Source organism: Bacillus sp. ME78, assembly GCF_903970865.1.
Lineage (GTDB): Bacteria > Bacillota > Bacilli > Bacillales > Bacillaceae_G > Bacillus_A > Bacillus_A cereus.
This window is the reverse complement of record NZ_CAJCKK010000042.1, coordinates 1-14,270: the sequence shown is the minus strand read 5'-3', so window position 1 is coordinate 14,270 and position 14,270 is coordinate 1. Positions and strand designations below refer to the sequence as shown.

Sequence of the window (14,270 nt, the reverse complement as noted above, 5' to 3'; positions counted from 1 at the left end):
TATTACCTTATTTATCTTACTATTTGTGGATTGATTAAAGTCTCACCTTATTTGTCTATCTGAATTTCAAATTCAATCACAGCTTGATCTTTCCTAAACGGCATACTGAGTTCTTTAAATCGAAAGCTTATTCCAGACAAATTATCAGGAAGGACAGGAGATATAACGAATTGATGATTCATATGTCCATCGGTGCCGCCACCACCTTCTGACCAGCAATCGTATGTATCATCTATTGATAATTGGAAGAAACTATGAGGCTTATTTTCAATAAAAGCTTCATCCGTGGAATCCCAATCGCTATATAAATAAACTACACTAGCATTTGCATATTGCCGAATAAAAGTTACAGTATACATGACGCCATTATGTTCATAAGTTTAAAAAACAGGTACATGTTTTTTAAACTCAGTTGGTTCAACGCGAGGTTTAAATTCTTCTTCATCCATCATGGAAGAGAATAATGAGTTTAGATAGTCTGGATAGAATTCGTATTGCTTAGCCCATTTATAAATCGCTTCATCATGTGGAAAACCTGGGTCATCACCTGAAAGTTCTTTTCGTTCTTTTAATAGGGCGCAAATTTTTTCATCAATAGAGTATAAGCGTTCATCGTAATGATTGGTAGGACGTTCGAAAGTCATTCTTCGCATAATCATTCCTCCTTTACTTTATTTTAACAAAAAAGACAGACTAATAAATAGTCTGTCTTTTCACATTAATTCTTCACATCATCATAAAGTTCAAGTGCCTCTTTCACATTCAATCCATTTTTCACAATGCCATGTATTGCTTGAATCATCGCAGCTGGGTGCTCGGATTGCCATATGTTTCGGCCCATGTCTACTCCGATAGCGCCTTCTTGCAATGCATTGTACGTAATGTTTAATGCGTCTTCAATTGAATCTAGTTTTGGGCCGCCCGCGATGACGACTGGGGCAGGGCATGTGCTCGTTATTTTTTCGAATCCTTCGCAGTAATACGTTTTAATAATATCAGCACCCATTTCAACACATACGCGGGAAGCAAGTGCTAGAAAGCGAGCTTCACGTTTTTGTAATTCCTTTGCGACTGCGGTAATGCCGAGTACTGGTAGGCCGTAATCATGAGCTTCAGAAACTACATTTGCGAGATTTGTAACAGTTTGTGTTTCATAGTCTGATCCGACAAAAACAGAAACGCCAACGCCAATTGCGTTTTGCTTCACTGCTTCCTTCACAGGTGTAACAATTGTTTCATTCGCTAAATCTTTACCGACGACAGTAGCGCCACCGGATACACGCATAACCATCGGTGTGCTGCAGTTTTCAGGAATGCAGGAGCTAAGTACACCGCGTGTTAAAAAGAGGGAGTCTGTATAAGGAAGTAAGTTTTTAACTGTTTCAAGTGGTTGTTCTAGCCCGTGAATTGGCCCTAAAAAGTAGCCGTGATCTATTGCTAACATAACCGCTCTACCATCAGGTAAAATTGTATTTAATCGATTTTTAAATCCCCAAGTCATTCAAAATCACTCCTTCGTTAATGTTGGATTTTCCGTTTGTACCGTATCTTTATTTGGTAAATGTGGTGACTTTATAAAAACAGCTTTAAAAGGTTTGTCAGAATGGTTAATCAGATAGTGAGATTCATGAGGGCGAACTTGCAGGACATCACCTTGTTTAATCGGAACTCTTTCGTTATTTACATAGAAGTCTATTTCACCTTCTAACGCATAAAAAACTTCTTCACACGTTGTATGGTAATGATTTTGAAATTCTTGCCCAGGCTGAATGACAACAAGACCAAGATCAATATTCGGGCCTTGTATTAAATATTTCGGCCCGTTATCACCGAAGCGATAGGAGAAATCATTTTCATTCGCTTTTAACATACAGTTCACTCCTTTATGTAAATGAGTTACAGTGCACCAGGTGCAATCCACATATGTGTTGTAAGTCCTTTATCAGCTAAAGCGAGCTGACTGCTATACACGGTTTTCCATGTTTCATAGAATTCTTTGTATAGCTCGTGATTTTCAGTGATTGGTTCAAATGTATTTTCCCACTGTACAAATTGTTCGGCAGTCTCTTCCATAGATGAATATATGCCAGCGCCAACTCCAGCAGCAATTGCAGTTCCTAAAGCAGCTGCTTCTTTCACAACTGGTACTTTTACAGGAATGCCGAGTACGTCTGATAGAATTTGTGGCCATAGTTTCCCTTTAGCGGCACCGCCAGCAAAAACAACTTCAGAAGGGAATGTACCAGTAAGATTTTCAATTAGTTTTAAGTTTCCAAGTGTAACGAAGGCCGCATTTTCTTCAATAGCACGGAACATTTCTTTTTTTCCGCATTTGTCAGCGTCTAAACTTAAATTTAAGAATGAAGGTGCGGCATGACGCCAAGAAATGTAGTTCATAACGTTTGAAAAAGTAGGGATAATACCATATGAACCGACAGGTACGTCTTTCGCTTGTTCTTCTAATAATTCATAAGCGTCTACACCGAGTTTTTCAGCGAACTTTTTTTCTTCTTGGCAAAAAGCGTCTCGAAACCAACGCATAACGAGGCCAGGGAAAAAGGCAATCGTTTCATATTGCCAAAGGTTCGGAACGACGTGACAATTTACTCGAATTGCAGCATTTGGATCCGTTGTTGACTCTGTAATATTCACTTCCTGTTGCCAAAAGCTGCCGCCGCATATTAAAGTTTGATTTAGCTTTACGACTCCAGTCCCGAGTGCTGCCATTTGAGCATCACCGCCACCAGCGACGACAGGAATCCCTTCAAGTAAACCAGTTAGTGCTGCACACTCTTTTGTAACATTACCAATTACAGTGCCAGCTTCATTTACTTTTGGTGAAAATGGCAACGTTATACCACATTCTTTAGCGACTTCGTTATCCCAATTTCTATTTTGTAAATCAAAGATTCCGGACGTACAACCGTTGGAAGGATCGATTTGCAGTACGCCGCTTAATTTATACAAAATCCAATCATTTAACATCGAAAAGGATTGAATATTGTTGTAGATGTCTAGTTCATGTTTTTTAACCCAAAGTAGACGTGGTAAAGCACCTAATGAAAAAGTTTGCCCAGATTTTCTGTATAAATCTTCTTCAAGATGTGAGCGGATTTCTTTTAGCTCACTAACTTCAGCGGATGCACGGCCATCAACATTTGCACATGCCCATATTTCTTGCCCATTTTTATCATATAAAACAAAACCTTCTCGCATACTTGTAGCGCTAATAGCTTGAATAGAAGAGGGAAGTATATTACTTTTTTGCAGAACTTCTTTCGTACACTGTTGTACAAGTTGCCAGTTTTCTTCTACATCAAAATTCATAGAACCGGGGTAACGAGGATCAGTTTTATGAACCCATTCTTTTTGACTTACTGCAATTTGATTGCCATGTAAATCAAAGAGAACAGCTCGAATGCTTCCTGTACCAGCATCGAAAGCTAATAAAGTAGACATTAAGAATCACCTTCCTTTCTTAATAAGGAGAGCGCAGTTTCTTCATCAGTAATTAATGTATGAATAAATTTCCCTTTTAAAGCCCCATAAATGGCATCTATCTTTTGAGTACCTCCAGCCACACCAATGACATGCTTCATGCTGCGAAGAATCGTAAGTGGTGTGCCAATTAGACGATTATGATGCGAGAGCTCTAATAAATCACCATTCGTATTATAAAACTGTCCTAAAATATCGCCCGCCCCATTTTGACTTCGAATATATGTCATTTCACGTAGCGTTAATTTTTCTTCTTTTACAATCGTAGCGTCTTGAGATAACCCGCCAATACCGACAACTGCCGTATGTGCAAGTGAAGCGACATGAAGCATATCTTTCACACTTGGTTCTGATAAAATACTTTGTGCCATTTCAGTAGAAGATGCTAGAAAAGGAGTAGGAATAATATGAAGATCACCTTGCATGTAATGTAAATAATTTTGTTTTCTTGGAAGATAGTGGTTTACTCCGCCTGTTAGCGTTACGAATGAAAGATTAATAGAACTTTCAAAATGAATGTTTTCTAGCATTTTACTTATTGTTTCACCCCAGCCGATGCCGAGTAAATCACCTTGTTGGAGATGAGTCTCTAAATATTGTGCAGCGGCTTTTCCGAGAGAAGTAGCATAATTGTCTATTGGAGTAGGGATAATAAAGGCATCTTTCAAGTGGAACTTTTTCATTAAGTCACGTTCAATGCTCAAGCAATGAAAACCGGTCCCTTTTACGTGAAATGTAACGATACCTTCACTGCGTGCCTTACCTAATAACCGGACGACTTTATTTCTTGAAATATGAAGGAGTGAAGCAATCTCTTGTTGTGTTAATTGATCTTTATAATAGTACCAAGCTACTTTAGTTAATAAATTTTCTTCAAAGTTCAGCTGTGACATACTCTTCATCCCTTTCAACAATTGACCAATGCTTAAACATATGTGTCACATATTTTGTTTATTCCAGTTGAAACGATTAATAGTACATTGAAAAAAGTGTTCTAGATATAAAAAAAGGAATATACAATGCTACAAAACAAGTAGAACAAATAATCATTTTCTCAAAAAATGTTCTGGATAAAGGCAGGTGACATCATGTGGAGAACGTACCTTTATTACAAATAAAGAAAATGAGTAAGGCGTTTTTAAATCAACTTGTATTAAAAGAAGTGAACTTACAAGTAGAGCGTGGAGATATATACGCTTTAGTGGGGGGGAATGGCGCCGGGAAATCAACATTAATGAAAATATTAATGGGGTTATATTCGTATGATGATGGAGAGATGTATGTAAAAGGAATGAAGCAACAGTTTTCAAATCCGTCAGAAGCACATAGAAAAGGTATTTATTTAATACCGCAAGAACCACTCATTTTTCCGCATATGACTATTGAAGAAAATATATGTATCGGGTTAAAAGAAAAGAAAAAGAAACTAAGAGTACAGATTCAGCAATTGATTAACAGTCTAGGGTGGGATATTGACCTTTATGAGTTAGGAGCATCATTATCAATTGCGCAGCAACAGTTAGTAGAAATCGTTAGAGGATTAATAAGAGAAGCTGAGATTCTTATTCTAGATGAGCCAACATCGACATTAACAACACACGAAATTAAGAGTCTTTTTGTGTTGATGAAAAGTTTACAAGAAAAAGGAATTGGGATGATTTATATTACGCATCGTTTTCCAGAAATCTTTGAAATTGCCAACAAAGTAGCAATACTACGTGATGGAATGGTTGTAAGCCAAGGTGATGTATGTGACTATACATATGACATGCTGATGGAGGGACTATTGCCAAAAGGATATAAACAGAAAGAGAAAATAGAAGTAGTTCAAGAGACAGCAAAGACGAAAAAAATATTAGAAGTGGTTGATATAAATGGTCACGCATTCGAAAATATATCATTCACTGTACATGCGGGTGAGGTTGTAGGTGTTGCTGGCATTATAGGATCTGGCAGAACGGAATTAGCGGAAGCGATATTCGGATTGAAAGCTATAAAATCAGGTTCTATTTTATTAGAAGGAAAATCAATTGATACATGTTCTTTGCATAAAAGACTAAGTGAAGGGCTCGTTTATGTGCCGGAAGATAGGGCGAGAAATGGAATTTTCTCAATTGTATCTGTCAAAGAAAATGTTACTGCAGCATGTTTACAGCACAATAATCGCTTTTTTATTAACCGAGAAAAAGAAAGCGCTTTAGTGAAGTCATTTATAGAAAAGTTCCAAATTGTTGTATCAAGTATGAATGAAGAACTTACATCTTTATCGGGAGGTAATCAGCAAAAAGTCGTACTTGCGAAATATCTCGCGTGTAATCCAAAAATCATTATTCTTGATGAACCAACTCGCGGAATTGATGCAAAAGCGAGGCTTGAAGTGTATGAGACGATAGAAAAAATGAAAAGGGAAGGACTCGCCATATTATTAATTTCTTCAGATGTTGAGGAAATTGTCCAATTAGCTAACCGTGTATACGTCATGCGAAATGGTCAATTTGTTTCTCATTTGGAGAAAGAACAAATAAGTGTAGAAGAAGTTACACGTCTTGCATACGGAGGTGTAATGGAATGAAACGTATGTATAAAGTGCACGAAACGTCTATCATACTGTTACTACTAATTTATATAGCCATTGTTGGGATAATAAATCCTAGTTTTGTTCAGTTTAACTCGTTATCTTTACTGATGAAATCAAGCGTTATTTTAGTCGTGCTAGCAATCGGTCAATCGTTCGTCTTATTTACGAAAAATATAGATGTATCAGTTGGTTCAAGCATGGGGTTAAGTGCAGCAGTTTGCGGAATGATGTTAACGAATGGGGACAGTGCATTCTTGTCGATATTTGTAGCTATTATACTTGGGGCCATTATCGGTTTCGTAAATGGTATTGGAGTTGCGAAGTTTCGGGTACCAGCCATTATTATGACATTAGGCATGTTAGGAATTATTAGAGGTGCAATGTTAATTTTCACAGGCGGGAAGTGGATTGAAGATATTCCAAACGATTTTAAGCAGCTGTCATCTATCATCATTCTTGGTTTACCTATAACTGTATGGTTCGTTTTTATTATTTTACTACTACTATACTTCTTTTTAAGAAAAGTGCCATTGGGAAGATACTTTTATGCGGTAGGTGATAATGAAGATGGCGCGAGGCTTATTGGTATACCTGTTAATAAAGTGAAGATATATGCGTTTATGATTTCAGGCATAAGCGCTGCGCTCGCTGGTTGCATATTTGTTATGAATATCGGGTTCGTCCCAAATCAAACAGGTACAGGATTAGAATTACAAGTAATCGCAGCCGCTGTACTAGGAGGAATTCATTTAAAAGGAGGAACAGGATCTTTATTTGGAGCTGCATTAGGAGCGTTATTTTTAGAAACAATAAGCAGCTCACTCGTCTTTTTAAAAATACCAGCATTTTGGAATAATGCCATTTCAGGTTTTTTATTATTACTTATCATCATATTAGATAGTGTTATGAAAAAGTGGAAGGCAAAAAGGAGGATGAATCTATGAAGTATTTATATAGATGGGAAGGGGTTCTAATTGTATTACTTCTTATAGAATTCATCCTTTTTAGTTTTATAAATAGTGATTTCTTAAATATTAGTAATCTCCTTTTTAGTACAAATGATTTCCTATTTATCGCAATTGCGGCGATACCAATGACTTTCGTTATTGTAACAGGAGGAATTGATGTATCGGTCGGATCAATAATGGGGCTCACTTCGATCTTGATTGGTGTACTTTGGATGAACGGAATACCTATTTTGTTTGCTGTCATAATCGCCCTAATAATTAGTTGTTTAGCAGGCGCTTTAAACGGACTCATTATAAAAATGACAGATGTAGAACCACTCGTCGTTACACTCGGAACGATGTTTTTATACGGAGGAATTGCACTCGTCATTTCAGGAGGAGCAGGTGCTTCTGGATATGAAGGGATAAGCGGTTTACCTGATACTTATGTACAACTAGCAAATGGTAGTTTTATAGGAATACCCAATTTATTATGGTTACTTATTTCATTAACAATTGTATACACAATTTTGTTTCACCGAACGATATATGGACGCTACGTAAAATTAACAGGTGCGAATGAAAATACAGCAAAATACACCGGGATTAAAACGAAAAAAGTAGTCATTATCGCTTACATACTTTCTGGGTTAGGAGGTGGATTAGGAGGTGCTTTCTTAACCGCATATTTTGGTTCCGCACGTGCTGATATGGGAAATGAAACAATTTTACCAATCATTACAGCAGTCGTATTAGGAGGGACACTTATTACAGGTGGAAAAGGAAGTATTTTCGGTACTGTACTTGCAAGTATTTTTATAGGCCTTATGCAATATGGCCTACAAATGACAGGCTTAACAAATGAACAATCAAATGTCGTAATAGGTATTATCCTTATTCTTTCAGTTATTATGAGACATTTCAAATTACATCAATTCATACCGGAGAAAAGAAAGAATTTGCATAAGGGGGAAATGTCATGAAGAGAAAACTAGGGATTGTATTGATTGTATGCATTTGTTTAATCGGTTTAATTGCGTGTTCTAGCCAAACGGCAGATAAGAAAAAGGCTGATGATGTGAAATTTGCATTTATCCCGAAATTAACTGGAGTTGGCTTCTTTACATCGGGCGGTGAAGGAGCAAAGGAGATGGGAGATAAGCTAGGCGTACAAGTGAAATATGATGGGCCGTCTGAAGCGAGTGTATCAGGGCAAGTAAAGTATATAAATAATTTTATTAACCAAAATTATGATGCACTTATGGTTTCCTCTACATCAGTTGATGGTTTATCGCAATCATTGCAACGTGCTAAGAAAAAAGGAATGACTGTCTTAACGTGGGATTCTGATGTGAATCCCAAAGACCGTTCTTTTTATATAAGTCAAGGGACACCAGACCAACTTGCTAACTTATTAATTGAAATGACTTCCAAGCAAATTGGAGATAAAGGGAAAGTAGCGTTCTTTTATTCTAGTCCAACAGTAACGGATCAAAACCAATGGGTAACGAAAGCGAAAGAAATTATTAAAAAGAAATATCCGAGCTGGGAAATTGTAACGACGCAGTACGGTGAAAATAATGCACAAAAATCTTTATCCGTAGGGGAGAACATATTAAAAACGTATCCAGATATTAACGCAGTTATTTGTCCAGATGCAACAGCACTCCCAGCCATGGCGCAAGCAGCTGAAAACTTAAAAATGGATAAAAAAGTAGTGGTAACTGGATTTTCTACACCGAACGTTATGCGTGATTATGTAAAACGAGGAACAGTACAACAATTCGGATTATGGGATGTCAAACAGCAAGGTGCGTTGGCAACTTATGTAGCAAATGAGATTGTTGTAAAAGGAAAGAAGTTAAAAGTAGGGGATAGCTTTGAAGTAAAAGGAATCGGAAAAGTGAAAGTAGAGCCAAACTCCATTCAAGGATATGATTATGAGGCAGAAGGAAACGGAATTATCGTATTGCCAGAACGAGTTGTATTTACGAAAGATAATATTGATAAGTATAATTTTTAGTAGACAAAAAAAACGTCCGAATATATCGGACGTTTTTTTTATTTCTTCATTAATTATGAACAGTTTCTTTTTCGTTTAATCCAAGTGTACGACCAGTCGAAGTGTGAAGATCTTGGAACAATCTTGGATTTTCAGTTAGTGAAATGCCATATGAAGGAATCATTTCTTTTATTTTTTCTTCCCATTCTACCATGCGGCTTGGGAAACATTTTTCTAATACTTCAAGCATGACGTGAACAGCAGTAGAAGCACCTGGTGATGCACCTAGTAATGCGGCGATTGAGCCGTCAGCTGCACTTACTACTTCTGTACCAAATTGAAGTGTTCCTTTACCGCCAGCATCAGTATCTTTAATTACTTGTACACGTTGTCCAGCAACTACAATATCCCAATCTTCACTTTTCGCGTTCGGAATGAATTCGCGTAATTCTTCCATACGTTTTTCGTGCGATAACATAACTTGCTGAATTAAGTATTTTGTAAGTCCCATTTCTTTTACACCAGCAGCTAACATCGTTAAGACGTTATTCGGTTTTACAGAACCGATTAAGTCAAGGTTTGAGCCAGTTTTTAAGAATTTAGGTGAGAAGCCTGCGAATGGTCCAAACAGTAAAGCTTTTTTATTGTCTATATATCTCGTATCTAGATGAGGTACAGACATTGGCGGAGCGCCAACTTTAGCTTTACCGTATACTTTCGCATGATGTTGCTCTACAACTTTTTGGTTTTTACATACCATAAATAGTCCACTTACCGGGAATCCTCCGATATGCTTTGATTCAGGGATACCAGTCTTTTGAAGTAGAGGTAGACTACCGCCACCACCGCCAATAAAGACGAATTTAGCAGTATGATGCTCAATTTTACCACTATTCATATCGTGTACTTTTACTTCCCACAAACCATTTTTCGTGCGCTTAATATTTTCGACACTATGCTTGTAGTTTAGCTCGACATTTTTTGTTTTTAAGTAATCAAACAACATACGTGTTAATGCACCGAAGTTAACATCTGTTCCAGAGTCAATCTTCGTTGCCGCCATCGGTTCATTAGATGTGCGGCCTTCCATAATGAGTGGAAGCCATTTTTTTAATGTTTCAGGAGCATCAGAAAATTCCATTCCTTGAAACAGTGGATTTTTTGAAAGCGCTTCAAAACGGTTTTTTAGAAATTCAACATTTTTTTCCCCTTGTACTAAACTCATATGAGGTAGTGGCATAATAAAATCTTGTGGATTACGAATTAATTTGCTCTTTACAAGATATGCCCAAAATTGTCTTGAAAGCTGGAATTGCTCATTCACTTTTACAGCCTTACTAATATCTATAGATCCGTCAGATTTTTCGGAAGTATAGTTCAGTTCGCATAGCGCAGAATGCCCTGTACCTGCATTATTCCATTCGTTAGAGCTTTCTTCCCCGGCACTTGCGAGTTTTTCAAAAACTTTAATTTCCCATTCTGGTGCTAATTCTTTTAGTAATGAGCCTAACGTTGCACTCATAATTCCTGCACCAATTAAGATAACGTCTGTTTTTTGCTGCATGTTGCTCATGATAATCTCTCCATCCCCTATATTGGCAAAAAAGTGTAGGTGTTTTCTATGTCTAAGCCGTAAAAGAGAAACACCGCCTAGGCCCCACCTAGGTGTATACCTTTTTTGTCTCAATTATATAACCATCTCATACTCTATTATAATAATTAATAGACTAAAATATCTAGTGTTATCTGATAATTTTAAACTATTTAACGTTTTATTCGCTAAAAATCTTATTTAACAAGCTCTTTTAAGGTGATAAATAGAAAAAAATTACAGTTTGAAATTATCTCGAAAAAGCTTACGTATCCTTAAGTGACTAAATCGAGTACCTTTTTATGGGATTATTCTTTCTGTAATGGTAAGATTATTCTGAAAAATAAAAAGGAGGGACTCTAATGTGTACAAAAGAACAAATTTCAAACTTATTTCGAAACTTTTCAATAAAGGAATGTAAAGGGTCAAGTGATTTATATGAATATTTATCAATGAAAATTGCTGAAGATGAGGAAGTACTTACACTATCGTCCTCTGCTCAGGTAGGTCAACCAGTCCCAAACTTACTATTAGGTGCAGTACATTATTTATTATTAACAGGGAAAGAACATTATTTAAAAACGTATTATAGTAGTTTAGTTGAAAATGCCGATACAAATTTAGATAAAGCTTTTGATCATTTTAAAGATTTCTGTAAAGAGTACCGAGAAGAAATCATTACATTGTTACAAACGAAGCTCGTTCAAACGAATGAAGTAAGACGGTGTGCATACTTATACCCAAGTTTCTGCTACATATTTAACAAAGTGAAGAAGCCGTTAGCGTTAATTGAAATTGGGACAAGTTCTGGGTTGCAACTGTTCTGGGACCAATATAGTTATTCGTACGGGACGGATGAAATGTACGGAAATATAAATTCAAATGTGCATGTAACTTCTGAAATAAGAGGGGAGAATGTACCGCATTTTCTAAAAGAAAGCCCATCTGTCGTAGAAAGAATCGGACTGGACTTACATGTGAATGATTTACATAATGAGGAAGATTATTTATGGTTACGTGCTTTAATTTGGCCAGAACATAAAGAAAGGCTTGAGATGTTTGATCAAGCTGCATCTTTAGTGAAAAATGAATCTGTCCAATTCATAGAAGGAGACGGTGTAGAGCTATTATCATCTATTATTGAACAAATAAGTGAAGAAGCTGTTATTTGTATTTTCCATACACACGTCGCAAATCAAATACCAGAACAAGTAAAACATAAGTTAGAAAAACAAATACAAGAAATTGGCGCAAAACGTGATGTATTCCACCTTTATAACAACATGTGGGATCGTGACCTTCATATTGATTATTATATTAACGGAAACGAATATCGTGAAACGGTTGGAGAAACAGAAGGGCATGGGAAATGGTTTAGCTGGAAGATTGGAAATGAGACGCCTATTTAGATTAATAGGGGCGCCCTCACTTGTAAAAGGTGGGGCCATAGGCTCAATCATGGACTAAATGGTTAAGGAAATAAATTTATTAGTAACATACAAAAAATGCTTCGGAGAAATCCTAAGCATTTTTTGAATTACATTTAAACCCCATAATGGATCATGTACTTCTGTTCTGCTGCGGCTTGTACAATTTTTGAAGCTAACTCATTCAGCTCATCATATTTTCTGAAGAACTTTGAAGATGTAACTGTTTCATAGAAAATTGCTAATGATTCAGGCGGGATAATTGTAATACCGTAATGAGCTAAACCGTGTTCTTGATTTTTGACTGTATGAAAGTAGGTTTTCATAATTGATAAATTTCGATTTAAGCTACTGATAATATCATCATCAACAGAAATACAATGATATTTCTCTGGTGTATAATCTTCGTAATTTTTTTGAGAAGTAAAATCGTCAATTATTCCAAAATCATGGACACATGCCATCATTATCATCCTTTCAGCTTTAATAAAGTGAGTTCTATTAAAGTAAAATGGTCATTCGTTTAAGTGTAATAGAAATAGTTATGTAGTTCATAAAATATCTTCGGTTCTTCTTCGTGAAGACAGTTTATTTATCGATAAACTCATCGGGAGCCCAAGTAGCGATTTCATTCCCAGGTGCAGCGACTACAAGCCATTGCTCACATAGAACACCAGATTGCCAACATTCATAATAATCATGAAAACCATTTACAAAAATAATTTGTCCACTCTCTAATGTAATAATTAAATGAGGGCTTTCTAAGCCGAGTCGTATATCGGTAACTTTTTGTCTTCTTATCTTAAATATTCTTTCATATTCTTCTTCCTCAGAATAAACTTCAAATTCATCTTCATTTAATGGGTATCTTTTTTGAGGTTTATTAAATAAACACCATTTGGATTCGATATTGATATATAATTGTCCGTCATAATCAACTGAGTCGTGAAAGTTTGTGAAATGAATCTTTATAGCGGCTGGAGAAATACCAAATTGTAATCCATCAACTTGTGATCCGATGAATAGATTTTCCAACACTTTTTCAGCGTAAATTTTATCCTCTTGATTCATTCTTGAAATCCTCCTTTTCTTAAAAATATACCTTATATTTTTATTGTAATAAATAAATTTTCATGTAAAATGAACCTTTTGTGAAAAACGAGCGAATATAGTGTGAAAGATTACGAGAGGGGAACGAAACTTTGGATGAAGTACAATTAAAAGAATGGCTATATAAAAGAAAGTATGTTGCCCAAAAAAGAGTTTGAGAAAGTGTTACTTTGGATTGTTGAATAGATATTTAGTAAAAAAAGTAACTAATAATTATATTATGTAAACTTAGTTTATAAAACACCCATTTAAAAATGGATGTTTTATATTTTGATATATTAGGTGGAATATATAGTTTAAAAAAGCGGAATACTTTGCGGAAAGTTAAAGACATTTTTCGGATCATATTTTGCTTTTACTTCCATTAATCGGTCAAAGTTGCAACTGAAGTATGCATCTGGCCAATTTTTAATGGATAGGTCAGGAGTATTAACATAGACACCTTTTGTAAATGGAAGCATTGCCAAACGGAAGTCTTCAACCCATCGAATACTTCCGCCAGCACCTTCTGGTTGCTCCCAAGTAGCGAATATTGACATGTTTGATAGTGCTTTTCGGTAAAAGTAAGCAGTCGCCTCATTTGGCACCTCAGCAACAGCACCGCCTAATCCGTGGAAAAATACGGAGGTGGTGGAAAAGGGAGGTGCATTATTAATAAAGTGATCGATAATGGATAGTCCTTCTTCTGGTAATAGTTCATATACATATGGACCAACACTTTTAAATGGTAAAGGTGTTGCAGGTTGCTTCTCAGCTATTTTCGCTGCTGCTTCTGCCCATGGTATTTCTTCGATAGTTACTTGCAGTGGTGAACCGGCTTCTAGTAATGGCTGTAGTAGCGACTGCAATTCTTGTACAGAACCGAGAAATACACCTTGCATTAATAATGATGGTTCTAATCCTGCAGACATAAAAAGAGTAGTTGTAAGTCGTTTATTAGCGCAAGGTAGCGTATATTCTTGCCAAGAGGTTAATACAGGTTTTAAATCTGATATCCCCCAGCTTATTTCTGCAAATCCTACCGTATTAATTTTATGTGTTCGAAACTTAAACGAAGTACATATTCCAAAGTTACCACCACCAGCACCGCGCGAAGCCCAATAGAGATCGGAGTTAC

13 protein-coding genes and 1 pseudogene are annotated in these 14,270 nt (G+C 36.3%); 5 read left to right on the top strand and 9 right to left on the bottom strand.

Annotation, left to right across the window (positions count from 1 at the left end):
- Nucleotides 1-47 precede the first annotated feature (47 nt).
- From H6481_RS26060 to H6481_RS26040, 5 genes and pseudogenes are all read right to left on the bottom strand, one after another.
- Nucleotides 48-653, bottom strand: a pseudogene (locus H6481_RS26060) (hypothetical protein).
- 65 nt (nucleotides 654-718) lie between these two features.
- On the bottom strand, nucleotides 719-1,501 hold the full coding sequence (gene lsrF / locus H6481_RS26055; RefSeq protein ID WP_000219782.1) for a 3-hydroxy-5-phosphonooxypentane-2,4-dione thiolase: 783 nt from the start codon (nucleotides 1,499-1,501) through the stop codon (nucleotides 719-721).
- A 6-nt stretch (nucleotides 1,502-1,507) separates the two neighbouring features.
- A complete protein-coding gene (locus H6481_RS26050; protein ID WP_000909986.1) occupies nucleotides 1,508-1,870 on the bottom strand; it encodes a cupin domain-containing protein in 363 nt (120 codons plus the stop codon).
- A gap of 26 nt (nucleotides 1,871-1,896) precedes the next feature.
- The gene (gene lsrK, locus H6481_RS26045; protein WP_098276665.1) at nucleotides 1,897-3,459 is read right to left on the bottom strand and encodes an autoinducer-2 kinase; all 1,563 of its coding nucleotides are present in this window, start codon (nucleotides 3,457-3,459) and stop codon (nucleotides 1,897-1,899) included.
- Entirely contained in the window at nucleotides 3,459-4,409 is a 951-nt protein-coding gene (locus H6481_RS26040) for a sugar-binding transcriptional regulator (RefSeq protein ID WP_141528440.1), read from the bottom strand. Before H6481_RS26040 ends, lsrK begins: the two co-directional genes overlap by 1 nt.
- A 179-nt stretch (nucleotides 4,410-4,588) precedes the next feature.
- On the opposite strand from H6481_RS26040, the gene H6481_RS26035 reads away from it, so the two are divergent.
- The 4 genes from H6481_RS26035 to lsrB are packed head-to-tail and all read left to right on the top strand — an operon-like array spanning nucleotide 4,589 to nucleotide 9,046.
- Nucleotides 4,589-6,070 (top strand): sugar ABC transporter ATP-binding protein, encoded by a 1,482-nt coding sequence (locus H6481_RS26035; protein ID WP_182813600.1) that lies wholly within the window; start codon nucleotides 4,589-4,591, stop codon nucleotides 6,068-6,070.
- Nucleotides 6,067-7,020 carry a sugar ABC transporter permease gene (locus H6481_RS26030; protein ID WP_095690657.1) on the top strand — a complete coding sequence of 318 codons (954 nt, stop codon included), beginning with the start codon at nucleotides 6,067-6,069 and terminating at the stop codon, nucleotides 7,018-7,020. The genes H6481_RS26035 and H6481_RS26030 overlap by 4 nt, the downstream gene beginning before the upstream one ends.
- Nucleotides 7,017-8,006 carry an autoinducer 2 import system permease LsrD gene (locus H6481_RS26025; RefSeq protein WP_141528441.1) on the top strand — a complete coding sequence of 330 codons (990 nt, stop codon included), beginning with the start codon at nucleotides 7,017-7,019 and terminating at the stop codon, nucleotides 8,004-8,006. Before H6481_RS26030 ends, H6481_RS26025 begins: the two co-directional genes overlap by 4 nt.
- A complete protein-coding gene (gene lsrB, locus H6481_RS26020) occupies nucleotides 8,003-9,046 on the top strand; it encodes an autoinducer 2 ABC transporter substrate-binding protein LsrB (protein ID WP_182813598.1) in 1,044 nt (347 codons plus the stop codon). The genes H6481_RS26025 and lsrB overlap by 4 nt, the downstream gene beginning before the upstream one ends.
- Before the next feature lie 49 nt (nucleotides 9,047-9,095).
- Here the strand turns inward: lsrB and H6481_RS26015 are convergent, their stop codons facing one another.
- On the bottom strand, nucleotides 9,096-10,598 hold the full coding sequence (locus tag H6481_RS26015; RefSeq protein ID WP_000069161.1) for a malate:quinone oxidoreductase: 1,503 nt from the start codon (nucleotides 10,596-10,598) through the stop codon (nucleotides 9,096-9,098).
- A 380-nt stretch (nucleotides 10,599-10,978) separates the two neighbouring features.
- Here H6481_RS26015 and H6481_RS26010 point away from each other — a divergent pair, with 380 nt between their 5' ends.
- The gene (locus H6481_RS26010) at nucleotides 10,979-12,025 is read left to right on the top strand and encodes a DUF2332 domain-containing protein (RefSeq protein ID WP_182813596.1); all 1,047 of its coding nucleotides are present in this window, start codon (nucleotides 10,979-10,981) and stop codon (nucleotides 12,023-12,025) included.
- A 134-nt stretch (nucleotides 12,026-12,159) separates the two neighbouring features.
- On the opposite strand, the gene H6481_RS26005 is transcribed toward H6481_RS26010, so the two are convergent.
- The 3 genes from H6481_RS26005 to H6481_RS25995 all read right to left on the bottom strand — a co-directional run.
- Entirely contained in the window at nucleotides 12,160-12,510 is a 351-nt protein-coding gene (locus H6481_RS26005; protein ID WP_003270899.1) for a hypothetical protein, read from the bottom strand.
- A 121-nt stretch (nucleotides 12,511-12,631) separates the two neighbouring features.
- On the bottom strand, nucleotides 12,632-13,114 hold the full coding sequence (locus H6481_RS26000) for a hypothetical protein (protein ID WP_016512655.1): 483 nt from the start codon (nucleotides 13,112-13,114) through the stop codon (nucleotides 12,632-12,634).
- 335 nt (nucleotides 13,115-13,449) lie between these two features.
- Nucleotides 13,450-14,270: BBE domain-containing protein (locus tag H6481_RS25995; protein ID WP_182813594.1), on the bottom strand; the 821-nt coding region annotated here is incomplete at its 5' end.

Coding starts and splice junctions, on each gene's coding strand:
- lsrF (WP_000219782.1), bottom strand. CDS start 1,501: ATGACTTGGGGATTTAAAAATCGATTAAATACAATTTTACCTGATGGT.
- H6481_RS26050 (WP_000909986.1), bottom strand. CDS start 1,870: ATGTTAAAAGCGAATGAAAATGATTTCTCCTATCGCTTCGGTGATAAC.
- lsrK (WP_098276665.1), bottom strand. CDS start 3,459: ATGTCTACTTTATTAGCTTTCGATGCTGGTACAGGAAGCATTCGAGCT.
- H6481_RS26030 (WP_095690657.1), top strand. CDS start 6,067: ATGAAACGTATGTATAAAGTGCACGAAACGTCTATCATACTGTTACTA.
- H6481_RS26025 (WP_141528441.1), top strand. CDS start 7,017: ATGAAGTATTTATATAGATGGGAAGGGGTTCTAATTGTATTACTTCTT.
- lsrB (WP_182813598.1), top strand. CDS start 8,003: ATGAAGAGAAAACTAGGGATTGTATTGATTGTATGCATTTGTTTAATC.
- H6481_RS26015 (WP_000069161.1), bottom strand. CDS start 10,598: ATGAGCAACATGCAGCAAAAAACAGACGTTATCTTAATTGGTGCAGGA.
- H6481_RS26010 (WP_182813596.1), top strand. CDS start 10,979: ATGTGTACAAAAGAACAAATTTCAAACTTATTTCGAAACTTTTCAATA.
- H6481_RS26005 (WP_003270899.1), bottom strand. CDS start 12,510: ATGATGGCATGTGTCCATGATTTTGGAATAATTGACGATTTTACTTCT.
- H6481_RS26000 (WP_016512655.1), bottom strand. CDS start 13,114: ATGAATCAAGAGGATAAAATTTACGCTGAAAAAGTGTTGGAAAATCTA.